The sequence below is a fragment of the Burkholderia metallica genome (assembly GCF_001718555.1).
GTDB lineage: Bacteria > Pseudomonadota > Gammaproteobacteria > Burkholderiales > Burkholderiaceae > Burkholderia > Burkholderia metallica.
The window spans coordinates 1,240,401-1,264,689 of record NZ_CP013403.1; the positions used below are offsets into that span (position 1 = coordinate 1,240,401).

The following is a 24,289-nucleotide window of genomic DNA, read 5'->3' on the forward strand; positions in this document are numbered from 1 at the left end:
TTTCGCTTCGCCGGGGTTGCACCCCGCACAGGCGCGCCGCCGCGTGAATTTTTCGCCGCGTCGCGCCATTTTTCCGTCTCATCCCTTATCCTTTCGTTCTTGAACCTTACTAAATAGTTACAAGAACTCGGGAGGGGGGATGCCTCATGACGTCAGCCTGATTGCGTTGCTCGCGGCCGGTTTCGGTCTCGCGATGGTTTTCGGTTATTTCGCGTCGCTGCTGAAAATGCCGCCGCTCGTCGGCTATCTGCTCGCCGGGATCGTGATCGGCCCCGGCACGCCCGGTTTCGTCGGCGACCTGTCGCTCGCCCAGCAGCTCGCGGAAGTCGGCGTGATGCTGCTGATGTTCGGCGTCGGCCTGCATTTCTCGCTCGGCGATCTGCTCGCCGTACGCAAGATCGCGCTGCCGGGCGCGATCGTCCAGATCACGGTGGCCACGCTGCTCGGCGGCGGGCTCGCGCTCACCTGGGGCTGGAGCGTCGGTGCGGCGCTCGTGTTCGGGCTCGCGCTGTCGGTCGCGAGTACGGTCGTGCTGCTGCGCGCGCTCGAGGGGCGCGGGCTCGTCGAGACGGTCAACGGGCGTATCGCGGTCGGCTGGCTCGTCGTCGAGGATCTCGTGATGGTGCTCGTGCTGGTGCTGCTGCCGCCCGTCGCGGGGCTGCTCGGCGGCACGCCGCCCGGCGACCCGCACGCGGCCGGCGGCAGCGTGTGGGGCACGCTCGGCGTCACGATGCTGAAGGTCGCGGCGTTCATCGCGTTGATGCTGGTGGTCGGCAAGCGCGTGTTTCCGCGCATTCTGTGGCTCGTCGCGCGCACGGGATCGCGCGAGCTGTTCACGCTGTGCATGATCGCGGCGGCGGTCGGCATCGCGTTCGGCGCGGCGAAGCTGTTCGACGTGTCGTTCGCGCTCGGCGCGTTCTTCGCCGGGATGATGATGCGCGAGTCGGAATTCAGCCGGCGCGCGGCCGACGAAACGCTGCCGCTGCGCGATGCGTTCTCGGTGCTGTTCTTCATTTCGGTCGGCATGCTGTTCGACCCGAAGATCCTGCTCGCGGAGCCGCTGCACGTGATCGAGGTCGCGGCGATCGTCGTGATCGGCAAGACGCTCGCGGCGGTCGCGCTCGTAATCGCGTTCCGTTATCCGCTCAATACCGCGCTGACGGTCGGCGCGGGTCTCGCGCAGATCGGCGAATTCTCGTTCATCCTCGCGGGCCTCGGTCGCGCGCTCGGGCTGCTGTCGGCCGAAGGGCAGAGCCTGATTCTGGCGGTCGCGCTGATCTCGATCGCGATGAACACGCTGCTGTTCGCGATGGTCGATCCGGCGCTCGCATGGATCCGCAAGCATTCGGCGTTCGCGCGCAAGCTCGAGGCGCGCGACGATCCGCTCGCCGCGTTGCCGATGTCGACGCCACAAACGCACCTCACCGGGCAGGTCGTGATCGTCGGCTACGGCAAGGTCGGCACGCGCATCGCGCATGCGCTGGACGAGCGCGGGATCGCGTACGTCGTCGTCGAGCAGAATCGCGAACTCGTCGAGAAGCTGCGCGCGGAAGGCGTCGCGGCCGTGTCGGGCGACGCGATCGAGCCGATCGTGCTCGTGCAGGCGCATATCGCGCGCGCCGGGATGCTGGTCGTCACGCTGCCCGACGCGTTCGACGTGCGGCAGATCGTCGAGATTTCGCGCACGCTCAACCCGACGCTCGAGGTCGTGCTGTGCACGAACAGCGGTGACGAGGCCGCGCTGTTGTCGAGCGAGGGCATCGGTACCGTGTTCATGGGCGAGACCGAACTCGCGCGCGGGATGACCGAGCACGTGCTCGGCAGGATGACGAAGCCGGTCGCGGCCGCGCATTGACGGCGCGATGGCGCCGACGGAAGTGACACGTCCGTCAGCGTGTCACCCGCGCGCCCGACGAAAGGGAGCGCGGGCGGCGTCGATTACCCTGCCGCCGTATTCGCCTGCGCCGACGCTTTCGACGGCGCAGCCGTATTCAGTGGAGCAGCGGCTTTCGGCGTGGCAGCCGTCCGTGCCTGCGTCGCCGCCGCTTTCGGCGCCGCCACCGTCTTTTGCGGCGCAGTGCCCTTCACCGGCGGCGTCTTCTCGGATTCGACCGGCGCATCGGGCGGCACGCCGAGCAACTGCAGCGAGCCGCTCGTGACCGACGCGAACACCGGGCCTGCCACCGTGCCGCCGTAGTAGCCCTTGCCGCGCGGCTCGTCGATCATCACCGCGACGATCAGGCGCGGGTTGCTCATCGGCGCCATCCCGGCGAACAGCGCGCGGTACTTGCCCTTCGCATAGGAGGCGCCGACCTGCTTGCGCGCGGTCCCCGTCTTGCCGCCGATCCGGTAGCCGTCGACGCGCGCGCGGCGCCCCGTGCCGCCTTCGCCGACCGCCATCTCGAGCATCGAGCGGATCGACGCGGCCGTTTGCGGCGACGTCACGCGATGGCCGCGATGCGCGTCGATCGTCTGCTGGTCGGTGCCGTTCTTCAGCAGCGACACCGGGTGCAGCGTGCCGTCGCCCGCATAGGCCGTGTAGGTCTGCGCGATCTGCAGCAGCGACATCGACAGCCCGTAGCCGTACGCCATCGTCGCCTGCTCGATCGGCCGCCAGCGCTTGTAGCCGCGCAGCCGGCCCGATGCGACGCCCGGGAACGTCAGCTCCGGCGCGCGGCCGATCCCGTATTCCTGGTACTTGTTCCAGATCGTTTCGGCGGGCAGGTTCAACGCGAGCTTCGCGAGCGCGACGTTGCTCGACTTCTGCAGTGCCTGCGACACCGTCAGCGACCCGTGGTTCGACGTGTCGTGAATCACGGCCGGGCCGATCTTGTAGGTGCCCGGCGACGTGTTGATGATCGTGTTCGGCGTGACCTTGCGCTCGTCGATCGACAGCGCGACGACGAGCGGCTTGATCGTCGAGCCCGGTTCGAACGTGTCGATCACCGCGCGATTGCGCAACTGCTGGCCGGTGAGGCGCGCGCGGTCGTTCGGGTCGAAGGTCGGGTAGTTCGCCAGCGCGAGAATCTCGCCGTTCTGCGCGTCGAGCACCACGACGCTGCCGGCCACCGCGTTGTTTTCGATCACGGCCGCCTTGAGCTGGCTGAACGCGAGCTGCTGGATGCGGCGGTCGATCGTCAGTTCGATCGTCGCGCCGTGCTGCGCGGGCACGAGCGGGCGCGTGTCCGACACGATGCGGCCGAGCCGGTCGCGGATCACCTCGCGCTGGCCGGACGTACCCACCAGGCGCGCATTCGCCGCGAGCTCGACGCCTTCCTGCCCCTTGTCCTCGATGTTCGTGAAACCGACCACGTGCGCGGCCGATTCGCCTTCCGGGTAGAAGCGTTTCGAATCGGCGATCTGCGTGATGCCGTCGATCGCGAGCTTGTCGAGCTTGCCCGCGGTGTCCGCGTCGACCTGCCGCTTGAGCAGCACGAACGACTTGTCGTTGCCGAGACGCCGCTTGACCTCGGCGAGCGGGATGTCGAGCAGCTTCGAGATCTGCGGGTAGTCGGTATCGGCAACCTGCTTCGGATTCGCCCAGATTTCATAGGTCGACAGGCTGACCGCGAGCATCGCGCCGTTGCGGTCGACGATGCGCCCGCGCGTCGCATCGAGCTCGATCGTGCGCTGGTAGCGTTTCTGGCCCTGTCCGACGTAGAACTCCTTGTTCGCGACCTGCACCCAGAACGCGCGGCCGATCAGCGCGGCGAACGCAAGGAACACGACGATCACGATCAGCTTCGAGCGCCACATCGGCAGGCGCGCCGCGAGCATCGGGTTCTTGGTCGCGGCCGCGTACGGATCGGCGGGGTGGGTCTTCTTTTTCACGCTCATGCAATAGCGGGGTCGGGCCGCCGAGGGGCGGCGAGTGAGTCTGAATAATGCGATTGTAATAAATGAGTAAACATCGTGTGGGGAAAGTATGTTCCGGCCCCGTGAAAAGCGGCTGTCGGGTAGCGGGAAAAGGGCGGAACAGGGGGAAGGAAGGGGCTGCGAAACGGCATTTCATCGACGCAGCATCGGGAGAACGCCGCGCGATACGCTTGCCGTCGATCCGGGGATCGCTATCCGGAGAAGACGGATGCCGACCGCCACGGCACACGATCAATTGCCCGGCCGGCGATTATTTCTTTAATCGGGGAAATGAAAAGCGCCCTCGAAGGGGCGCCATTAATTCTGAATATCGAAATGAATATCGCTGAAACCGGAATAAACCGAAAACCGCAGACGAATGGGATCGGTAATTCCTATCGGGCGACGGAGATGAATTCCCGATATTCCGGCTGCGTCGTGCAGCGATCGACGGCCTGCAGCCGCCACGCGCCGGGGTGATCGCCGGCGAGCACGGCCGGGCCCTGTTCGCGCTGCGTCGCGCCGAACGACAGCCCCTTCAGCTGGCACACGGCATTCCCGCCATCGGCCGCGCACAGCGCCATCGCGCCTTCGACATCGCGGACCTTGCCCCAGGCCGGAAGATCGATGCCCTGATGTGCCTCGCGCGACCACAGCCCCTCGTCGGTATCGACCCACAGGACCGCGAAGGAATGCCGGGTTGCCGATTCGCTGCCATTAATACGAATGGTGAGGCGCATTGTGATCGTCTCCTGAAAAATGATGCATTCGAGCGTTTTGACTTGAACAGTCTAGATAGACTGGTGTGAAACGCAAGTGATAAACCGCAATGGATTCGTATTGAATGGATTGCGGTTTCAGATGGAATGACGTCTGACGATGCATGGTTATTCCGACAGCGTCCGTCAACACGGGCGTCGCGGAGGATCGCGGCACCGCGGGATGCCGGCCGATCTTCGAGACATGGGATGACAGGGCCGCGGGGCGCGTCGATCTGTCGCGTGCGCCCGGCCGCGAAACCGGTCCGGCCGGGCAGTGCGGTCGCGAGGCGGCCCGACCGGATGTTGCTGCGTCTTGACAGCATGTCGGCACGACAGACTCAGACAATCGCATACAAATCGGCACACTTTCACGAAACTTTCGGGACAGACTTGCGTGCGGTCGGGCCCCACACTGGCATCCTCCCGATCCAGTGCCGCGGACGCCCGTCCCCGGCGGCTGCCGCCGCCTCGTGCCAGAGACGCGATCGACGCGATCGCGGGCCGCACGCCCGATCGGGACCGCCGGGGCGCGCGTCAGGCCCCGGCCCGGCCGCTGTGCCGTGCGCGTCCCGCAACCGCGGGCGCCACGCCGCCCGGCCGACTCTTCGAAGGAGACTATCGTGCTGATCTGGAAAACCGCGTTGTCGCTCAACTGGCGCACGAGCCTCGTGTCGCCGGCCAGCGCACCGGTCGCGGCGGCGAACGTCGGACGGCTGGTGCTGACCGGCGCAACCGGCTTCATCGGCAGTACCGTGCTGACGGCGCTCGTCAATGCGGGGCTGCTTGAGCGCATCGTCTGCGTCGTGCGTGCGCAGGATCGCGGCCACGCCGTCGCGCGGCTTCGCGAAGCAGCGTTGCGTGCGGGGCTGGCGCCGTACTGGGCGTCGCGCCTGACCGACGCGAACGTGATCGTCGGCGCGCTCGGCGACGTGTGGCAAGGCGCCGACGCGCCGCGCCTCGCGGATGCGACGCACGTGATTCACTGCGCCGGCCATGCATCGCCGGCCGACGGTGCGCACCTGCGGGCCGACATCGCCGATGCGGTGCGCTTCGCCGAGCGTTTCGCACGGACGCCGCGCCTGCAGCGCTTCGTGTACGTCGGCACCGCGTACGCGCATGCGGGCCGCGGCGGCATCGTGCAGGAAGAGGCGATGGGCGATACGGCGAACGACACGGCGCACCACGACGAAGGCCTGCCGGGCGCCGTGCTCGCGGCGGACTACCTGCGCGCGAAGGCGCAGACCGAGCAGCGCCTGCGTGCGCTCGGGCTGCCGCTCGTCGTCGTGCGGCCGTCGCACGTGGTCGGCCACACGGTGCTCGGGACGCGGCCCGCGCCGAATTCGTTCTGGATGTTCCGGCTTGCGCATGCCGCGCGACGTTTCACCGCGCGGCCGATGACGCGCATCGACATCGTGTCGGTGGACGACGTGGCGCGCGCGACGATGCTGCTGGCGGTCAAGCCGACGCTCGCGCACGACCTGTATCACGTGTCGGCCGGCGACGAGGCGCCGCAGGTCGCGCAGATCGTGCGCGCGATGGACGAGGCGGCGGGGATGACGGGCGCGCCGCGCTACGCGGCGTGCGCGCCGGCCGAACTGCCGCTCGTGGTGCGCGACGTGCTCGGGCGGACCGATCCGGCGCTCGAGCGCGTGATCGGCCGGGCGTTGCAGCGCTGCGGGGAATTCGCGACGGTCGATCGCGTGTTCGACAACCGCCGCGTGCGCGACGAAATCGATTTCGAGCCGTTGCCGTTCATCGATTACGTCGAGGAATGCATGCGCACGTCGCGCGGCGTGGCCGTGACCGAACTGATGCGCGGCGCGTTGCACTGACCGCCCGCGTTGCACCGGCGCCCGTTTCCGCCGCCGGCGGGAGCGGGCGCCGTCCTCACGGGTTGCCGCCGAGCTCGATGAGCCGGTCGAGCGCGCGATAGATGTCTTCGAGGCCGTCCTGGCCGAACCGCGATTCGAGCTGCCGGTACTGCTCGTCGATCCGCGGGCCGATTTCCGTGACCAGTTTCCTGCTTTGCGGCGTCAGGCCGACCAGCAGCCGGCGCTGATCTTCCTGCGCGCGCGTGCGGGTGATCAGGCCGTCGCGCTCCATCCGCTCCAGCACGCCCGTGAGGCTCGGGCTCAGGATGCAGCAGCGCCGTGCGATCTGTCCCGCTTCGAGCGCCTGCGCCGGTTCGCCGTCGAGCACGCGGATGATCCGCCATTGCTGTTCGGTCAGCGCGAATTCCTTGAGAATGGGGCGAAACAGACCCATCAGCGTTTCGCGGGCCTCGAGCAGCAGCATGGCCAGGTTGCGATGGTCGAGCGTACGGTTCATCGGGGTGGATAGTGGACGGGGACGCATCAATCTTAACAGCCGCCGGTAGTGAATTTCGCTTATCAGGGTAATCGAGGTTGTCAGCGTCCGATTGTTTACTTAAGATGTTAAGTATTGACGATGCGCCGCGACGCGCGGCAGGGGAATGACGCATGGAGCTGTCTTGCACGACCGCCGCGGCGCCGCCGTTGCCGGTCGCCATCGGTACCGTCTACGGGGCGCTGCTCAACGAGCGCCACGCGCTCGACGCGCTCGGCGAGGCCGTGAATGCACCGCCTTACGGCCGTCCGCCGCAGGCGCCGATCCTGTATATCAAGCCGGCCAACACGCATGCGGCCGACGGTGCGGCCGTCGTCGTGCCGGCCGGTGTAGATGCGCTGGAAATCGGTGCATCGGTGGCCGTCGTGTTCGCCCGGCGCGCGACGCGCGTGCCGGCCGCGCAGGCGCTCGACTATGTTCACGGCTTCACGCTCGCGAGCGACGTGTCGGTGCCGCATCCCGATTACTACCGTCCGGCCGTGCGCTTCAAGTGCCGCGACGGCTTTTGCCCGCTGGGCCCCGTCATCGTGCCGGCCGCCGCGCTCGGCGACGTCGACGCGATCGGCCTGAGCGTGCGGATCGACGGCGAAACCGCGGCATCCGCGTCGACCGCCACGCTGATCCGCCCGGTGCGCGAGCTGATCGCGGACGTGACGGCCTTCATGTCGTTCGACGCCGGCGACGTGCTGCTGCTCGGCGTCGCGGGCGGCGCGCCGCGCGCCCGCGCGGGCAGCACGATCGAGATCGCCGCCGCCGGCATCGGCACGTTGCGGCACACGCTGATGGCGGAGGAAGCACGATGAAGACGGCGCGCGTGATCTACAACGGCGCACTGCATGCAGCCGAACCGGCCGGCGACGGCGCGATCCGCCTCGATACGGGAAGCGTCGTTGCCGAAGACGCGGTGATCTGGCTGCCGCCCGTCGCGCCGCGCACGACGTTCGCGCTCGGCCTGAACTACGCGGACCACGCGAAGGAACTCGCGTTCAACGCGCCGAGCGAACCGCTGATCTTCCTGAAAGGGCCGAACACGTTCGTCGGCCACCGGTCGCGCACCGTGCGCCCGGCGGATGCCACCCACATGCACTACGAGTGCGAGCTGGCGGTCGTGATCGGCCGGCCCGCGCGCAACGTGAGCCGCGCGCAGGCGCTCGACTATGTGGCCGGCTACACGGTCGCGAACGACTATGCGATTCGCGACTATCTCGAGAACTACTACCGGCCGAACCTGCGCGTGAAGAACCGCGACACCTGCACGCCGCTCGGGCCGTGGTTCGTCAGCCGCGACGAGATCGGCGACGCGGGCGACCTGACGCTGCGCACGACGGTGAACGGCCAGGAGACGCAGCGCGGCAGCACGCGCGACATGATCTTCGACGTGCCGGCGCTGATCGAGCACATCAGCGGCTTCATGACGCTCTCGCCGGGCGACCTGATCCTGACCGGCACGCCCGAGGGGCTGGCGGACACGAAGCCGGGCGACGAGGTCGTGACCGAAATCGAAGGCATCGGCCGGCTCGTGAACACGATCGTCGGCGATGCAGACTACTATCGCGCCGGCTGAGCCCGTCGCCCAAGGAGAGAGCATGACCATCAAGCACTGGATCGACGGCCGCGAAGTCGAGAGCCGCGAGACGTTCACGACGCTGAATCCCGCGACGGGCGACGTGATCACCGACGTCGCCTCGGGCGGAGAGGCCGAAGTCGACGCGGCCGTGCGCGCGGCGAAGGAAGCGTTCCCGAAATGGGCGAACACGCCCGCGAAGGAACGCGCGAAGCTGATGCGCAAGCTCGGCGAGCTGATCGAGAAGAACGTGCCGATGCTCGCGGCGCTTGAGACGCAGGACACCGGCCTGCCGATCGCGCAGACGAGCAAGCAGCTGATTCCGCGCGCGTCCGAGAACTTCAACTTCTTTGCGGAAGTGTGCGTGCAGATGAACGGCCGCACCTATCCGGTCGACGACCAGATGCTGAACTACACGCTGTACCAGCCGGTCGGCGTGTGTGCGCTGGTGTCGCCGTGGAACGTGCCGTTCATGACCGCGACGTGGAAGACCGCGCCGTGCCTCGCGCTCGGCAACACCGCCGTGCTGAAGATGTCGGAGCTGTCGCCGCTGACGGCCGATCAGCTCGGACGCCTCGCGCTCGAAGCCGGCATTCCGCCGGGCGTGCTCAACGTCGTGCAGGGCTACGGCGCAACGGTCGGCGACGCGCTGGTGCGCCACCCCGACGTGCGTGCGGTGTCGTTCACCGGCGGTACGGTCACCGGCAAGCGGATCATGGAACGCGCCGGTCTCAAGAAGTATTCGATGGAACTCGGCGGCAAGTCGCCGGTGCTGATCTTCGACGACGCCGATTTCGACCGCGCGCTCGACGCGTCGCTGTTCACGATCTTCTCGATCAACGGCGAACGCTGCACCGCGGGCTCGCGGATCTTCGTGCAGCGCACGATTTACGATCGCTTCGTGCAGGAATTCGCGCGCCGCGCGAACAACCTGGTGGTCGGCGATCCGTCCGATCCGGCCACGAACCTCGGCGCGATGATCACGCGCCAGCACTGGGAGAAGGTGACGGGCTACATCCGCATCGGCGAGCAGGAAGGCGCGCGCGTGGTCGCGGGCGGCGCGGACAAGCCGGCGGGCCTGCCCGACCATCTGCGCAACGGCAACTTCGTGCGGCCGACCGTGCTGGCCGACGTCGACAACCGGATGCGTGTCGCGCAGGAAGAAATCTTCGGGCCGGTCGCGTGCCTGATCCCGTTCGAGGACGAGGAGGAAGGGCTGCGGCTCGCGAACGCCACGTCGTACGGCCTCGCGTCGTACATCTGGACACAGGACGTCGGCAAGGTGCATCGCCTCGCGCGCGGCATCGAAGCGGGCATGGTGTTCGTGAACAGCCAGAACGTGCGCGACCTGCGCCAGCCGTTCGGCGGCGTGAAGGAATCGGGCACCGGACGCGAGGGCGGCGAATACAGTTTCGAGGTGTTCGCCGAGATCAAGAACGTGTGCATCTCGATGGGATCGCACCACATTCCGCGCTGGGGCGTGTAACGGGCGCGACGCGCCCGGCAGCACGAAATGATTCCCTGGCCGGCACGCCGGCCACGCAAGGGGCTGGAATAATCGCGAAAGCGCTAACTCCAGTCGACCGCGAAGCATGGGGCCGGAGTAACCGCTAAAGCGCTAACTCCGGCCGACAGGAGACTTGAACGATGGGGAAACTGTCCCTCGCCGCGAAAATCACGCACGTGCCGTCGATGTACCTGTCGGAAATGCCCGGCAAGCATCACGGCTGCCGCGAAGCGGCGATCCGCGGCCATCGGCTGATCGGCGAGCGCTGCCGCGCGCTCGGCGTCGACACGATCGTCGTGTCGGACGTGCACTGGCTCGTCAATGCCGGCTATCACGTGAACTGCAACGCGCGGTTCTCGGGCACGTACACGAGCAACGAACTGCCGCATTTCATTCGCGACATGCAGTACGCGTATCCGGGAAACCCGGCGCTCGGCCGGCTGATCGCCGAGACGGCCAGCGGGCGCGGGATCGCGACGCGCGCGCACGAGATCGACAGCCTCGAACTCGAATACGGCACACTCGTGCCGATGCGTTACATGAACGGCGACCAGCACTTCAAGGTCGTGTCGATCGCCGGCTGGTGCATGTGGCATCAGCTCGACGAAAGCCGGCGCTTCGGCGAGGCGCTGCTGGAAGCGATCGAGAACAGCGATTCGAACGTCGCGTTTCTCGCGAGCGGCTCGCTGTCGCACCGCTTCAACGACAACGGCAGCCCCGAGGAATCGATTCACCAGATCAGCCGCGAATTCTTCCGGCAGGTCGACCTGCGCGTGGTCGAGCTGTGGAAGCAGGGCGATTTCAGGACGTTCTGCGCGATGCTGCCCGAGTACAACACGCATTGCCACGGCGAAGGCGGGATGCACGACACCGCGATGCTGCTCGGCCTGCTCGGCTGGGATCGCTACGACAAACCCGTCGAGATCGTGACCGACTATTTCGCGAGTTCGGGCACCGGGCAGATCAATGCGATCTTTCCGTTGTCCTGAGCACTTCGCCACCCATTCGACAGGAGACCCGACATGCCGCATATCGTCGTTGAATACACCGCGAACATCCGCGACGACGCCCGCATTCCCGCGCTGCTGCGCACGATCAACGAGACGCTGATCGCGCAGGGCGGCGTGTTCCCGACGGGCGGCATCCGCTCGCGCGCGATCGAACTGCAGGATTACTGCGTGGCCGACGGTACGGAGGACGACGCGTTCGTCCACGTGACGCTCAAGATCGGTTCGGGCCGCACCGACGAGCAGAAAAAGGCCGCGTGCGACGCGCTGTTCGATGCGCTGAAGGCGCATTTCGCCGAGCTGTACGCGAAACGCTACCTCGCGCTGTCGATGGAATTGACCGAGTTCAGCGAAAGCGGCTCGTACAAGCACAACAACATCCATGCCCGCTACAAGCGGGCAGGCTGAACCCCATTCCCGATCCGACCATGCTCGAACCCGCCCTCATCGACCAGCTCGCGCAGCGTCTGCACGACGCCGAGCGCGAGCGCCAGCAGATCCGCCAGATCTCGCTCGACCATCCCGACATCACGATCGACGACGCGTATGCGATCCAGCGCGCGTGGGTGGCCCTCAAGCTCGCCGAAGGCCGCACGCTGAAGGGCCACAAGATCGGCCTCACGTCGAAGGCGATGCAGAACACGTCGCAGATCGACGAGCCCGACTACGGCGCGCTGCTCGACGACATGTTCTTCGCCGACGGCGGCACGATTCCCGCCAGCCGTTTCATCGTGCCGCGCGTCGAGGTCGAACTCGCGTTCGTGCTCGGCAAGCGGCTGACCGGCCCGGACTGCACGATCTTCGACGTGTACGACGCGGTCGACTACGTCGTGCCGGCGCTCGAGATTATCGATGCGCGCAGCCAGTCGATCGACCCCGACACGAAGCGGCCGCGCAAGGTGTTCGACACGATCGCCGACAACGCGGCGAACGCGGGCGTCGTGATCGGCGGGCGGCCGGTGAAGCCGCAGGACGTCGATCTGCGGTGGGTCGCGGCGATCATGTCGCGCAATGGCGTGGTCGAGGAAACCGGGGTGGCGGCCGGGGTGCTGAACCATCCGGCGAACGGCGTCGCGTGGCTTGCCAATCGGCTCGCGCGCTTCGACGTCGCGCTGGAGCCGGGGCAGATCGTGCTCGGCGGCTCGTTCACGCGGCCGTGCGCGGCGCGGCCGGGCGATACGTTCAGCGTCGACTACGGTCCGCTCGGGACGATCCAGTGCTACTTCGCGTGAGGTGAGCGAGCGATGCAGATTCCTTCGAATGTCTTCAAGGCCGCACTTGCACGCGGCGACGCGCAGATCGGGCTGTGGCTCGGGCTCGCGAATCCGTACAGCGCCGAAGTGGTCGCGGGTGCCGGTTTCGACTGGCTGCTGATCGACGGCGAGCATGCGCCGAACACGGTGCCGACGATCCTGGCGCAACTGCAGGCGATCGCGCCGTATTCGTCGCAGCCGGTCGTGCGCGTGCCGTGGAATGATCCGGTGATCGTCAAGCAGGTGCTCGATCTCGGCGCGCAGACGTTGCTCGTTCCGATGGTGCAGAGCGCGGACGAAGCGCGCGCGGCGGTGGCGGCGACGCGTTATCCGCCGCACGGGATGCGCGGCGTGGGCAGTGCGCTGGCGCGTGCGTCGCGGTGGAATCGCGTCGGCGATTATCTGCATCGTGCGAACGACGAGATGGCCGTGCTCGTGCAGGTCGAGACGCGTGCGGGGCTCGATGCGATCGATGCGATTGCGCGGGTCGACGGCGTCGACGGCGTGTTCATCGGGCCCGCGGATCTCGCGGCCGATCTCGGGCATCTCGGCAATCCGGGGCATCCGGACGTGCAGGCCGCGATCGACGGGGCGATCCGCGCGATCAAGGCAGCCGGCAAGGCGCCGGGCATCCTGAGCGCGGATGAAGCGGCCGCGCGGCGCTATCTGGAAGCCGGGGCGTTGTTCGTCGCGGTCGGTGTCGATACGACGCTGCTGGCGAGGAGTGCGGAGCGGTTGGCCGCGCAGTTCAAGGGGAAGTCTGAGACACGGTCAACGAGTGGTGGTGTCTACTGAGTCGATGTGGCGTTTATGAATACCATTTTGGTGTTTCCGGCATCAAGGGAGCGTTGTTGAAGTTGGCGAGTGGGCCGCTACAAGATGCCGGTGAGCCACGGGGACCTGTGTTTCACCAAGTGATTGCCGATTTACCGGTGAAGGTCAAAGCTCGGACCGGTTCAAAGAACCGCACCATGTACCGGTGATTGGGTGGGAGTGTGACAGTCTTGTCGTCGTCGATTAACGACAGTGTTCTGTTAGCCGGCGTTCCGGCCTCAGTGACGAACCCGATGGGGGATGTATTTTCTCGGCCGAGGCTGTAGGAATCCCCGTTTTCCATCACGCAAGAGAGGCCCTGGATCGTTGCTTCTCCCTGCAGTATGGATTGATCTGGCCATTCGACTGTTCCAAGCATTCGGCATCGACCGGCACCGAAAACGATATCCTGATTATCAACGCGAAGGGGTGACGCGTTCGATAGTGCTACGACGTTTGCCCCTTCCGGCATTGTTGATCCGCGGGGCAAACTCGGACGTGCGAAAGGAATCGCGATTACGAATTCATTGCTAGCGTCGGTGGACGTAGCACCCTCCATCTTGGCGAGGTTGATCGAACGATCGATCATGGAGCGCCCCGGCACCGGGATCAAGGGTTGTGCGTTGGTAGATTCACGTTCGGATTTTGAGAGCCCCCAGGTACCGACTGCCACAAATAGAGACGCGAACACGCCTAGTGCAACCAATCGTCGGCGCGGTTTCCACCATTTCGAAGGCGAGGGAGATGCATTAGTCTGGCGAGCACTTGGAATTTCGAACTGACCGTCCAGTCCAGCGATGATCTTTTCCCGATCCAGTTCGGCACTTAGCGATGTCCCTAGATCTACAATGTCGAGCACACATCTCCATACTGAACCAGCAAGAGCCTTTTCGTGCTCGGGAAGGAAATTGCGGATCATCTGCTCCGCATACAATTCATCGGATGCCCCGGGGCTTCCGAGCCGCATCTCGATTGGGACGAAAGACGACAGCAGGCGATGAGTTTGTTCTGCAATGTCGCCTGACGCAACAAGAGGTGCAATGATTTGCGTGACGGAATCGTATTGATCACGAACGACCTTGTTTGTGACGATCGGAATTCCGCCGTTTGTGCCGTAATAGCGCGTGAACGATGAGGCACTTTGATGCGCTGCCGCACTGCAGAGTGCGGAAAACGCAGGCAGAGCTTCGGCTGATGTGAATTTCCCAGTTACGACACCTACCCGGTGCAAGCCACGATCGAATCCTTGAGATGTTATCGTCAAATATGCCGCTTCAATGACTTCTCTGAAGTCTGTATTGCTGGGAGCGCTCGTTATAGTGAGAGATTGCTTGACCTGCAGGCTAAGTCGATAGATATCTGCATTTCGAGCCACCGCATCGACAATGACGTCATCCATCGGTTCGTCCACCGCTTTGCGCTGCAACGCAACTCGGCTCACAATTTTCCCTTCGAGGCCATGAGCACTCTGTTCACATAGCAATGCAGACGCATAGACAGCTGCAACGCGATGTTCGTAAGTGAAGCCCTTGCCGCTAGAAGAGTTCAGGTTGGTGATTGCTTTGACCATGGTTGATATTTTTTCGTGGACAGCCTGCGCGACGATTACTTCGATGCCGCGATCAAATTGGAAATTTTCACGCGTCCCGACCTGCTTGTGCCGCGAAAAAATTGTATAGAGTTCCGATTGCAGCGACAGCATGGCTATATTCTGCGACGTGATTCAGGCTGACTTGACAGGAGGCAGTGTTCATTGGTGCTCATTCTTGAGTAGCTCGAATCGACCGGTCTCCATATACCTCCCCGGCGTCGTCCCCAGCGCACGGCGGAACATGTCGATGAACGCGCTCACATTGTCGTACCCGAGATCGAGCGCGATCGTCGTCACCGGCACGCCGTCGGCGATTCGCTCCAGCGCCCGCAGCAACCTGGCCTGCTGACGCCACTGCGCGAAGGTCAGCCCCGTCTCCGCGACGAAGCGGCGGCTCATCGTCCGCGCGCTAATGCCGGCCCATTCGGCCCACTCCTCCAGCCGCCGGTTGTCCGCGAGATCCGCGGCAAGCGCGTCGGTAATCCTGACGAGCCGCGGATCCCGGGGCCGCACCAGCCCCAGTGCCTCGACCTCCGACGACGCGATTTCATCGAGGATCACGTCGGCGATCCGCGTTTGCGCGGCATCCAGGTCCGAGCCGTCCCAGCTCGCCGCGCGCTGCACGGCCTCGCGCAGCAGCGGCGTCGTGCGGATCGCGCGCGGGGTCGCCGGCAGCGACGCGCAGCGCGCTTCGGCGACGAACGCCGACCAGCCGGCAATCGGCCCGAACGAGCGCAATGAATGCCGGCAATGCGGCGGAATCCAGATTGCATGGATCGCCGGCACGACCCAGTCCTCGCCGTCGAGACCGATCGTCACGAGCCCGCTCAGCGCGCCGACGAGCTGGCCGCGCGCATGCGAGTGGGGCGGCGTCACGCGCGGGTCGCGCTGCGACATGACGGCCGCGACGACGAACGGGCCGTCGTCGGACGTGACGAAGCGGGCGGGCAGCAGAGGATCGGACATGGCCGGATATCGGTATCGAATGGCCGTTATACCGGAGATCGGCCGGATTCGCACGCCTACACTGCGTCCATCGATGACAACCGGAGTACGACACGATGCGAGCCGAACACATGCTTCCCGACCATGCCGACCGGATCGAGGTCGGCGCAACGACGATCCGCAAGGGCACGGTCGGCGCATTCCTGATCAACGCGCGGGTGCTGACCGACCCGAACGCCGCGCCCGCCGACCGGGCGCGCGCGGAGGCCGACACGATCGACGCATTGCCCGCGTTGCGTGCGCTGGGCCTGTTCGACGTGCTGGAAGTACGCGATCCCGCGCTGCGTGCGTGGCTCGACGCACGCAGCACGCACGCCGGAACCGTCGATCGGGATCCCCGATTCAAGGAGTCGCGATGAAAGCAGCCGTCGTGACGGGCGCCGGCGAGCGTCCCGTCCATATGGAATTCGAAGCGCCGCGTGCGATGCCGGGCCACCGTCTGATCGACGTGACGGCGTCCGCGCTGAGCCGGCTCGCGCAGGGGCGTGCGTCCGGCAGGCACTACTCGTCGGACATGCGCTATCCGTTCGTCGTCGGCGTCGACGGTGTCGGCCGTCTCGATGACGGTCGACGCGTCTATTTCTTCGGCGCCTCCGCACCGTTCGGCGCGATGGCCGAGCGCACGATCGCGCCGGATACGCAGTGCGTGCCGCTGCCCGACACGCTCGACGACGTCACGGCCGCGGCGATCGCGATTCCCGGGATGTCGTCGTGGGCCGCGCTGACCGAGCGTGCGCGGCTCGTCGCGGGCGAGACGGTACTCGTCAACGGTGCAACGGGTGCGTCGGGGCGGCTGGCGGTGCGGATCGCGAAGCATCTCGGCGCCGCGCGGGTGATCGCGACCGGCCGCAATGCGGCCGCGCTGCAAGCGTTGTCGAGCGCGGGCGCGGATGCGGTCGTATCGCTGCAGCAGGACGACGTGCATCTGGCGCGGGCGCTCGAGCCGCATTTGCGCGCGGGCGTGGATGTCGTGCTCGACTATCTGTGGGGAAGCAGCGCACAGGTGCTGCTGGTCGCCGCGGCGAAGGCGACGCCCGAGGGCCGCCGGCTGCGTTTCGTGCAGATCGGCTCGATCGGCGGTGCGGACGTGCTGTTGCCGGGCGCGGTGCTGCGGGCGACGGCGATCGAGCTGATGGGCAGCGGCCTCGGCAGCGTGCCGCTGCCGCGCCTGCTGGCGTCGGTGCGCGGCGTGTTCGACGCGGCGGGGCCGGCGGGCCTGTCGATCGACACGCGGGCCGTGCCGCTGGCGGACGTCGGTGCGCATTGGGCCGACACGAGCAGCGTGGTGCGACCGGTGTTCACGATGCGCGAGGGCGGATGACGAAGCGACGGTGCGCGGCTGGCCGGCGCCGTTTGCGGAGGCCATTTCTTCAGGATACCGACAGGTCCGGCGAACCGCGTCGTGCAATCGCGAGCGATCGGGTGGCGGCACGCCGCGCGCGCGCCGCCACCCGCCGTCAGGCTCAGAACCGCTGCTGAATCCCGGCCGTCACGCCGACCTGCGTGGTGCCGTAGCCGTTGACATCGCGCGACACGCCGACCTTCTGCCCATGCTGTCCGATCGCGAAGGCGCCGGCCGCGTACAGCACCGTGCGCTTCGACAGCGCATACTGCGCGCGCATCGACACGAGCGTCGGATCGGCATCCGTGCCGCCCTTGATGTTCTGGTGGTAAACGGCGCCGATCAACGAGAACGTCGGCGTGAACTGGTACGAGCCACCGACCCAGTACATGTCGCTCAACTGGTTCGCGGCGCTGGTGCGATACGTGCGCTTGTAGTTGCGGTAGCCGGCCATCGTCTTCAGATTGCCGAAGTCGTAGCTCAGGCCCGCATGAATCCCCTGGATGTAGTTGACCGGGTCGGCCGGCGTCACGCTGTCGGACGCGCCGTTCTGCCGGTCGAACGCGACCACCGCGCCGAACGCGCCGCCCTCGTAGCCGATCGCCGCATCGTACTTCGAACTGGTCTTCACGCTGCCGGGGACGTTGCCGAAGCCGTACATCGCGCCGAACTTGAAACCGCTGAATTCGCCGTCGTAGCGCACCGCGTTCGACGAACGCGTGAACATGCCGTCCTTGCGGCCGCCGGTCGCCATCGACGACGATGCCCACGAGTAGTTCTGCGAATAACCCATCGGGTCGAACGGCAGCATGTAGTCGTAGGTGACGGTGAAGTTGCGGCCGAGCGAGATCTCGCCCCACTTGCCCTTCAGGCCGACGGTTGCGCGGCGCCCGAAGATCGAGTCGGGGCCGTCGTCGGACGTGCCGTTCGCGAGATCGATCCCGCTTTCGAGACGGAACACGGCCTTCAGCCCGCCGCCGAGATCCTCGACGCCGCGCAGCCCCCAGCGCGAGGTGTTCTTGTTGCCGGACTTGAGCTTGTACGAATTGCCGCCCTCCGGCGCCGCGTGGTTCGCGAACTCGATGCCGGCATCCATGATCCCGTATATCGTGACCGACGACTGCGCGTGGGCGGCGCCCGCGGCGAGACCGGCGACGGCGGCCGAGCCGGTCAGGACGGCGGCGCGAAGGGAACGTTCTGCGCGTGACTTCATTGACGGTGTCTCCTTGGTTCTTGTGAGTAGGTGAAACAGCGGAAAGCAGGGTGAAGCCGGGTAAACCGGGGTGAGCGTGATGAAGCGGATACGGCGCCCAGCATGCCGCGGCGGACGCCCGAAGACGTCCGCCGGACATGCGTGTCGACAGGTGACGGACAGCGCGCAGGTGGCGGGCAATGCGCCCGCCGCGACCGGGTCAGCCCGCTTTCGCGAACGCCCAGCAGTCGTTGGCCGGGAATTCGATCCAGTGCTTGCCGGCCGCGCGCGGCACGTGGCCGAACGCGCGCAGGCGCATCTCGCCGCAATGGAACAGGTATTCCCAGCGGTCGCCGAGATACATCGACGTGACGAGATCGGCCTGCAGGCGGTTCGCGCCCGGGCCGTCGGCGACCTGCACGCGTTCGAGGCGGATCACCGCCTGCGCGTCCTGGCCCGGCGCGAACGTGTCGCGGGCGAGCGCCTGCAGTTCCCAGCCGTCGCCGGCCAGCGTCACGCGTTCGCCGTCGATCGCCGCGACGCGTGCATCGATCCGGTTGTTGCTGCCCATGAACTCGGCCGTGTACAGCGAGCGCGGCGCGCCGTACAGCTCGGCCGGCGTGCCTTCCTGCTCGATGCGGCCGTTGCGCAGCAGCAGGATGCGGTCGGACATCGCCATCGCTTCGGTCTGGTCGTGCGTCACGCACAGGGCCGACAGCCCGAGCGACACGATCAGCTCGCGCAGCCACGCACGTGCTTCCTCGCGCAGTTTCGCGTCGAGGTTCGACAGCGGTTCGTCGAGCAGGATCACCGGCGGGTTGTAGACGAGCGCGCGCGCAATCGCGACGCGCTGTTGCTGGCCGCCCGACAGCTGGTGCGGAAAGCGTTCCGCGAGATGGCCGAGGCCGAGCTGGTCGAGCGCGGCCTGCACGCGGCGCTTCTGTTCGGCCGGGGCGACGCGGCGCAGCTTCAGCCCGTAGCCGACGTTGTCGGCCACGGTGCGGTGCGGCCACAGCGCATACGACTGGAACACGAGGCCGAGCGAGCGTTGTTCGACGGGCAGGTCGATGCGTTTCGCGCCGTCGAAGAACACGCGGTCGTCGAGCTGGATACGGCCGTCGGACGGCTGTTCGAGGCCGGCCACCGCGCGCAGCAGCGTGGTCTTGCCGCTGCCCGACGCGCCGAGCAGGCACACGACTTCGCCGGCCTTCAGTTCGAACGACACGCCCTTGAGGATCGGATTGGCGCCGTAGCTGAGATGCAGGTCGTCGACGATGAGCTTATCCATGAAGTTTCACTCCGAAACGCAGGGCCACGCCGAGACCGGCGCCGACCATCGCAATGTTGATGACAGAAAGCGCGGCGACCTGGTCGACGGCGCCGGTCGCCCACAGCGACACGAGCAGCGCGCCGATCACTTCGGTGCCGGGCGACAGCAGGTAGACGGCCGTCGAGTATTCGCGCTCGAAGATCATGAAGATCAGCAGCCATGCCGCGAGCAGGCCGAAACGCACGAGCGGCAGCGTCACGTCGAGCGACACGCGGCTGCGCGTCGCGCCGACGCTGCGGCCCGCTTCCTCCAGTTCCGGGCCGACCTGCAGCAGCGCGCTCTGGATGAGCCGCATCCCGTACGCGAGCCACACGACCGTGTAGGCGATCCAGATGCTCCACATCGAGTTCTTCAGCTCGCGCAGGCCGGGGACGAACAGAAAGATCCACAGGAACGCGAGGCCGGCGAGCAGGCCGGGCACCGCGCGCGGCAGCAGCACGAGATAGTCGAGCAGCTTGGTCGCCCAGTCGGGGCGGCGGTGGCCGGCAAATGCGACGAGCGAGTAGAAGCCGACCGCGAGCGCGCCGCCGATCACGCCGATGCCGAGCGTGTTGACGATCGCGCGCACCAGGTTGTCCTGTTCGAACAGCTCGATGAAGTTCGACAGCGTCAGCACCTCGGCGAGCGCGACGCCTTCGCCCCAGTTGGTCACGAACGCGCGCAGCACGATGCCGGAGATCGGCACGATCACGGTCAGCATCAGCCACAGCGCGACGATCGCGAGCGCGACCCAGCGCCACACGCCGAGCGGCAGCACCGTCGCGCGGCCGGCCTTGCCCTTCACGGTGACGAAGCGGTTCGCCGTTTTCAGCAGGCGGCGCTGCAGCAGCACGAGCGGGAACGTGATCGCGACGATGCACACCGCGACCGCGGCCATCAGGTGGTACGACGGCACGCCGAGCTTGTTGGTCAGCTTGTACAGGTAGGTCGCGAGCACGAGGTGGCCTTCCGGATCGCCGAGCACGAGCGGCAGCCCGAACACCTCGAAGCCGAGGAAGAACACGAGCACGCCGGCGAACAGCAGCGCGGGCATCGTCATCGGCAGGCTCACGTCGAGTGCGACGCGGAACGGGCGGGCGCCCGTCACGCGCGCGGCTTCCTCGACGTCCGAGCCGAGGTTGCGCAGCGCGGCCGACGAGTACAGGTACACGTGCGGCACGTGCGTGAGGCCGACGATCACGGTGATCGCGAAGATCGAGTACACGTTCCAGGGTACGTTCTGCACCCCGAACAGTTCCTTGAACCACACCGAGTAGAAGCCGACCGGGCCCGCCGCGACCACGTAGCCGAACGCGAGCACCATCGGCGACACGAACACGGGCGTGAGCAGCAGCGGTTCGAGCCAGCGGCGGCCGGGCAGGTCGGTGCGCACCATCAGGAACGCGAGGATGCCGCCGAGCGGGATCGAGATGAACAGCATCCCGCCGGCGATGATGAACGAGTTCTTCACGGCCGACCAGAAGTCGGGATCGTGGAAGATGAAGCGGAAGCCTTCGATGCCGAGCGTCTTGTTCGCGTCGAAGAACGGCGCGGACAGCAGGCTCTGGAACAGGATGAAGCCGAGCGGCAGCGCGACCGCGACGGTCAGCACCGCAACGACGATCCAGCGCAGCATGCCGGCGAGCGGCTGCAGGCTGCTGACCGGCAGCGCGGGAATCGTGTCGCGCGGGCCGGCGGTGGGCGGAGCGGTGGGTGCCGTTCCGTGTGTGCTGGTTGAAAGCATGAGTTCGCCCCTGCGGCCATCCGGATGGCCGCCTCAAGGAAGTCGGTAAGGGGAAGGGGCCGCCCGCGCCGAATGCGGCGGGCGGCCGGCAGTCAGCGGATCAGCGCTTGATCGCCTGCTGCCATTGCTTCAGGAAAGCGAGGCGCTTCGACTGGTCGAGATAGACGAGCAGGCCGGTGCCGATCTGGATCGGCTTCAGCGAATCGCCGAGTTCTTTCGTGAGGCTCGCGGCCGACGTTTCGCCAGTCACGTCCGTGCGGATCGCATACAGGTTCGCCTGGTCCGCGATCAGCGTCTGGCCGCGCTTGGACAGCAGGTAGTCGACCCACAGCTTCGCGGCGTTCGGGTTCTTCGATTTCTTCGAGATCGTCGCGAGGCGGCTCACGATCTGCGTGTAGTCCCTCGGAAACACGTAGCCGATCGACTTGTCCTTCTTCGCTTTCGCGTAGGCGTACGAACCGATGATGTTGTAGCCGATCAGGTTCTCGCCCGACGAGATCCGTTCCATCATCGCGCCGGTGCTCGACTGCAGCTTCGGTCCGGTCGCGCCGATCGCCTTCACGAGTTCCCACGTGACCTTCTCGTTCAGGTGCGCGTCCTGCGTCAGCGCGTTGAAGCCGACGCCCGATTTCTCGACGTCGTACGTCGTGACCTTGCCCTTGAACCGGTCGGGTTGCGACGTGAGCAGCTTGATCAGGTCGGCGCGCGTTTTCGGCACTTCGTTCTCGGGGATCAGGCGCTTGTTGTAGACGATCGCGAGCGGCTCGAACGTCGTGCCGTACGCCTGCTTCTGGTACTGCGCCCATTGCGGCACGTTCGCGCTTTCGGGCGAATCGTAGGACGCCATCAGGCCGTCGTTGACGAGCTTGACCTGCAGGTCCATCGCCGAGCTCCACAGCACGTCGGCGCTGGTGCTGCTCGCCGCGTTCTCGCTGATGTAGCGGTTGTACAGCTCGGTGCTGTTCATGTCGTTGTACTCGACCTTCACGCCGTACAGGCTTTCGAAGTCCTTGATCAGCGGGCGCACGAGGCCCGTGTCGGTCGTCGAGTAGACGATCAGCTTGCCTTCCTTCTTCGCGGCGTCGATCACGCCCTGGTAGCTCCCCGGATACCCGGCCGGAACCTGCGCGGCGGCGGCGCCGGCGGCAGTGCCCAGAACGACCGCCAGCATGGCGGCGAGCTGCTTCGGTGCAAACGGCATGTCTTCCTCCAGTTACGTCTAGGTGTTGTTCGAGTGGAGCGGATGTTAATTGCGGCGCACTTTCAGCCCGCTTTCATTTCTGTTCACAATCGTGTCCTTTGGGTCATGGATTTCCCGAAGTCGAAGCGGCGGCGGCGCCGCGTTTCGCGGCGCGCGGCACGATGGGGGAGACGGAAGGAGGGGGGGTGCCGCGGGGCCCGGCAACGAGGGCAAGGGCCGCTATGCGGGCGGCGCGAGCAGCTTGGCGAGCAGCCGGCCGCCATGCCGCGCGTGCGCGGCCGTCAGCGCCGAGTAGCCGACGACGACGCCCGCCTCGCACCGCGCGCTGCGACAGAATGCGCGGATCGGCTGCAATTCGACGCCGGCCGCCCGCGCTTGCGCGACGTACGTGGCGTCGTCCATTCCGGGCGGCAGCCACAGCACGAAATGAAAGCCCGCGTGTTCGCCGGACACCGCGTACCGCCCGAGCGCGTGTTTCGCCAACTGGTCGAGCACGATGTCGCGTCGCTGGCGGTACGCGTGACGCGCGGCGCGCAGGTGCTTCGCAAAATCGCCGTGCGCGATGAAGCGGGCCAGCGCCAGTTGCGGCGCCGCGCCCACCGAGCGCGCGGTCGCATGCCACACGGCCGACAGCGCCGGCCGCAGTTCGGCCGGCACGACCATGAAGCCGATGCGCAGCCCCGAGAACAGCGTCTTGTTGAACGAGCCGCAGTAGATCACGCGATCGCACGCGTCGAGCGATTTCAGCGCCGGCAGCGGGGCGGTCTGGTAGCTGAATTCGCCGTCGTAGTCGTCCTCGATGATCCACGCGCGGTTGCGCTGCGCCCAGTCGAGCAGTTCGAGCCGGCGCGACACCGACATCGTGACGCCGAGCGGCGCCTGATGCGCGGGCGTCACGTAGGCCGCGCGCGCCTCGGGATGCCGGCCAAGCGACGCCGTGTCGATGCCTTCCCGATCGACCGGCACGTCGATCACGGTCGCGCCCGCGATCGTGAAGATCTGCCAGGCCGACACGTAGCCCGGATCTTCCATCAGCACCGTCGAGCCGGGCGCGAGCAGCGTGCGCGCGACGAGATCGATCGAATGCCGGATGCCGGTCGTGATCACGATGTCGCCGGCATTGCACGGGATGCCGCGGTATTCCCGCAGGTACGCGGCGATTTCGTCGCGCAGGGCCTCGACGCCTTGCGCCGGCGTGGCACCGAGGTCGTTCGCGGTCGCGGCGAGCAGGCTCGCGCCGAGCGCCTTCTTCCACTGCTGCATCGGCAGCAGGCCGGGATCGGCCAGCCGTGCGACGAACGGCACGCCCGGGCGCACGCCCTGTTCCGGCGCGGCGGCATCGGGCGCCGCCGCAGCGGGTGGGCCGGAACGGGGAAGGCCGGTGTCGCGCGACTGCGCGGCCGCGCGCAGATAGCTGTCCGGCACCACCGCGCACACCCGCGACCCGGATCCTTGCGTGCGGGCGATGTAGCCCTCCGAGCCGAGCCGGTCGTACGCCGCTTCGACGGTGCCCCGGGCGACGCCCCAGCGCGCGGCGAGCGTGCGGCTGGACGGCAGCGGGCTGTCGCCGGGCAGCAGGCGCTTCAGGATCGCGTCGCGCAGCGCATCGGCAATGCAGTCCTGCTTCGACTGCGGACTGCCCGTGGACAGCCCGGCCGGGCACGGCAGATCGAGCGGAATCGCGGCTTTGCCTCGCGGCATAGTGGTCTAGTCGGTGGCGGATTTAATGGCCCTTCAGCTTATATCACTTTGACCTTAGATTGCTGACGACCACATCA

General features: G+C 66.7%; 21 protein-coding genes. 11 read left to right on the plus strand and 10 right to left on the minus strand.

Translation table 11 applies throughout. From position 1 onward, the window contains the following. Positions 1-139 precede the first annotated feature (139 nt). Positions 140-1,855 (plus strand): cation:proton antiporter domain-containing protein, encoded by a 1,716-nt coding sequence (locus WJ16_RS25225; RefSeq protein WP_069259763.1) that lies wholly within the window; start codon positions 140-142, stop codon positions 1,853-1,855. A gap of 83 nt (positions 1,856-1,938) precedes the next feature. Here the strand turns inward: WJ16_RS25225 and WJ16_RS25230 are convergent, their stop codons facing one another. Further along, the gene (locus tag WJ16_RS25230) at positions 1,939-3,837 is read right to left on the minus strand and encodes a peptidoglycan D,D-transpeptidase FtsI family protein (protein ID WP_069259764.1); all 1,899 of its coding nucleotides are present in this window, start codon (positions 3,835-3,837) and stop codon (positions 1,939-1,941) included. A 413-nt stretch (positions 3,838-4,250) separates the two neighbouring features. Next, a complete protein-coding gene (locus tag WJ16_RS25235) occupies positions 4,251-4,595 on the minus strand; it encodes a DUF3564 family protein (protein WP_069259765.1) in 345 nt (114 codons plus the stop codon). Between the two features lie 641 nt (positions 4,596-5,236). Between WJ16_RS25235 and WJ16_RS25240 the strand changes: the two genes are divergently transcribed. After that, positions 5,237-6,448: an SDR family oxidoreductase gene (locus WJ16_RS25240; RefSeq protein WP_069259766.1), complete on the plus strand. Its 1,212-nt coding sequence runs from the start codon at positions 5,237-5,239 to the stop codon at positions 6,446-6,448. Positions 6,449-6,503: 55 nt separating this feature from the next. Here the strand turns inward: WJ16_RS25240 and hpaR are convergent, their stop codons facing one another. Beyond that, positions 6,504-6,944, minus strand: coding sequence for a homoprotocatechuate degradation operon regulator HpaR (gene hpaR / locus WJ16_RS25245; protein ID WP_069259767.1), 441 nt, complete (start codon positions 6,942-6,944; stop codon positions 6,504-6,506). Between the two features lie 152 nt (positions 6,945-7,096). Here hpaR and WJ16_RS25250 point away from each other — a divergent pair, with 152 nt between their 5' ends. The 7 genes from WJ16_RS25250 (at position 7,097) to hpaI (ending at position 13,109) form a co-directional block, all read left to right on the plus strand. Next, positions 7,097-7,786, plus strand: coding sequence for a fumarylacetoacetate hydrolase family protein (locus tag WJ16_RS25250; protein ID WP_069259768.1), 690 nt, complete (start codon positions 7,097-7,099; stop codon positions 7,784-7,786). Continuing rightward, positions 7,783-8,547 (plus strand): fumarylacetoacetate hydrolase family protein, encoded by a 765-nt coding sequence (locus WJ16_RS25255; RefSeq protein WP_069259769.1) that lies wholly within the window; start codon positions 7,783-7,785, stop codon positions 8,545-8,547. The genes WJ16_RS25250 and WJ16_RS25255 overlap by 4 nt, the downstream gene beginning before the upstream one ends. 22 nt (positions 8,548-8,569) lie before the next feature. After that, entirely contained in the window at positions 8,570-10,033 is a 1,464-nt protein-coding gene (gene hpaE, locus WJ16_RS25260) for a 5-carboxymethyl-2-hydroxymuconate semialdehyde dehydrogenase (protein WP_069259770.1), read from the plus strand. A gap of 161 nt (positions 10,034-10,194) precedes the next feature. Next, complete coding sequence (gene hpaD, locus WJ16_RS25265; protein ID WP_069259771.1) at positions 10,195-11,043, plus strand: 3,4-dihydroxyphenylacetate 2,3-dioxygenase; 849 nt, start codon at positions 10,195-10,197, stop codon at positions 11,041-11,043. A gap of 33 nt (positions 11,044-11,076) precedes the next feature. Further along, on the plus strand, positions 11,077-11,469 hold the full coding sequence (locus WJ16_RS25270; RefSeq protein ID WP_069259772.1) for a 5-carboxymethyl-2-hydroxymuconate Delta-isomerase: 393 nt from the start codon (positions 11,077-11,079) through the stop codon (positions 11,467-11,469). A 20-nt stretch (positions 11,470-11,489) separates the two neighbouring features. Beyond that, positions 11,490-12,293 (plus strand): 2-oxo-hept-4-ene-1,7-dioate hydratase, encoded by an 804-nt coding sequence (gene hpaH / locus WJ16_RS25275; protein WP_069259773.1) that lies wholly within the window; start codon positions 11,490-11,492, stop codon positions 12,291-12,293. Positions 12,294-12,305: 12 nt separating this feature from the next. Next, a complete protein-coding gene (gene hpaI / locus WJ16_RS25280; RefSeq protein WP_069259774.1) occupies positions 12,306-13,109 on the plus strand; it encodes a 4-hydroxy-2-oxoheptanedioate aldolase in 804 nt (267 codons plus the stop codon). Between the two features lie 112 nt (positions 13,110-13,221). On the opposite strand, the gene WJ16_RS35035 is transcribed toward hpaI, so the two are convergent. Both WJ16_RS35035 and WJ16_RS25285 read right to left on the minus strand, forming a co-directional pair. After that, positions 13,222-14,829 carry a hypothetical protein gene (locus WJ16_RS35035; protein WP_157126861.1) on the minus strand — a complete coding sequence of 536 codons (1,608 nt, stop codon included), beginning with the start codon at positions 14,827-14,829 and terminating at the stop codon, positions 13,222-13,224. A gap of 48 nt (positions 14,830-14,877) precedes the next feature. After that, the gene (locus tag WJ16_RS25285) at positions 14,878-15,684 is read right to left on the minus strand and encodes an AraC family transcriptional regulator (protein WP_069259775.1); all 807 of its coding nucleotides are present in this window, start codon (positions 15,682-15,684) and stop codon (positions 14,878-14,880) included. 95 nt (positions 15,685-15,779) lie between these two features. Here WJ16_RS25285 and WJ16_RS25290 point away from each other — a divergent pair, with 95 nt between their 5' ends. Together WJ16_RS25290 and WJ16_RS25295 are read left to right on the plus strand one after the other, a co-directional pair. Beyond that, a complete protein-coding gene (locus WJ16_RS25290) occupies positions 15,780-16,082 on the plus strand; it encodes a hypothetical protein (RefSeq protein WP_069259776.1) in 303 nt (100 codons plus the stop codon). Next, complete coding sequence (locus WJ16_RS25295; protein ID WP_069259777.1) at positions 16,079-17,044, plus strand: quinone oxidoreductase family protein; 966 nt, start codon at positions 16,079-16,081, stop codon at positions 17,042-17,044. The genes WJ16_RS25290 and WJ16_RS25295 overlap by 4 nt, the downstream gene beginning before the upstream one ends. Before the next feature lie 142 nt (positions 17,045-17,186). On the opposite strand, the gene WJ16_RS25300 is transcribed toward WJ16_RS25295, so the two are convergent. The 5 genes from WJ16_RS25300 to pdxR all read right to left on the minus strand — a co-directional run bounded on the left by WJ16_RS25300 (position 17,187) and on the right by pdxR (position 24,212). Next, positions 17,187-18,278: a porin gene (locus WJ16_RS25300; RefSeq protein ID WP_069259778.1), complete on the minus strand. Its 1,092-nt coding sequence runs from the start codon at positions 18,276-18,278 to the stop codon at positions 17,187-17,189. Positions 18,279-18,477: 199 nt separating this feature from the next. Then, positions 18,478-19,545 carry an ABC transporter ATP-binding protein gene (locus WJ16_RS25305; RefSeq protein ID WP_069259779.1) on the minus strand — a complete coding sequence of 356 codons (1,068 nt, stop codon included), beginning with the start codon at positions 19,543-19,545 and terminating at the stop codon, positions 18,478-18,480. Next, complete coding sequence (locus tag WJ16_RS25310; protein ID WP_069259780.1) at positions 19,538-21,310, minus strand: ABC transporter permease; 1,773 nt, start codon at positions 21,308-21,310, stop codon at positions 19,538-19,540. The genes WJ16_RS25305 and WJ16_RS25310 overlap by 8 nt, the downstream gene beginning before the upstream one ends. Before the next feature lie 100 nt (positions 21,311-21,410). Then, positions 21,411-22,511 (minus strand): ABC transporter substrate-binding protein, encoded by a 1,101-nt coding sequence (locus WJ16_RS25315; protein WP_069259781.1) that lies wholly within the window; start codon positions 22,509-22,511, stop codon positions 21,411-21,413. Between the two features lie 219 nt (positions 22,512-22,730). Beyond that, the gene (pdxR, locus tag WJ16_RS25320; protein ID WP_069259782.1) at positions 22,731-24,212 is read right to left on the minus strand and encodes a MocR-like pyridoxine biosynthesis transcription factor PdxR; all 1,482 of its coding nucleotides are present in this window, start codon (positions 24,210-24,212) and stop codon (positions 22,731-22,733) included. Positions 24,213-24,289 lie beyond the last annotated feature (77 nt).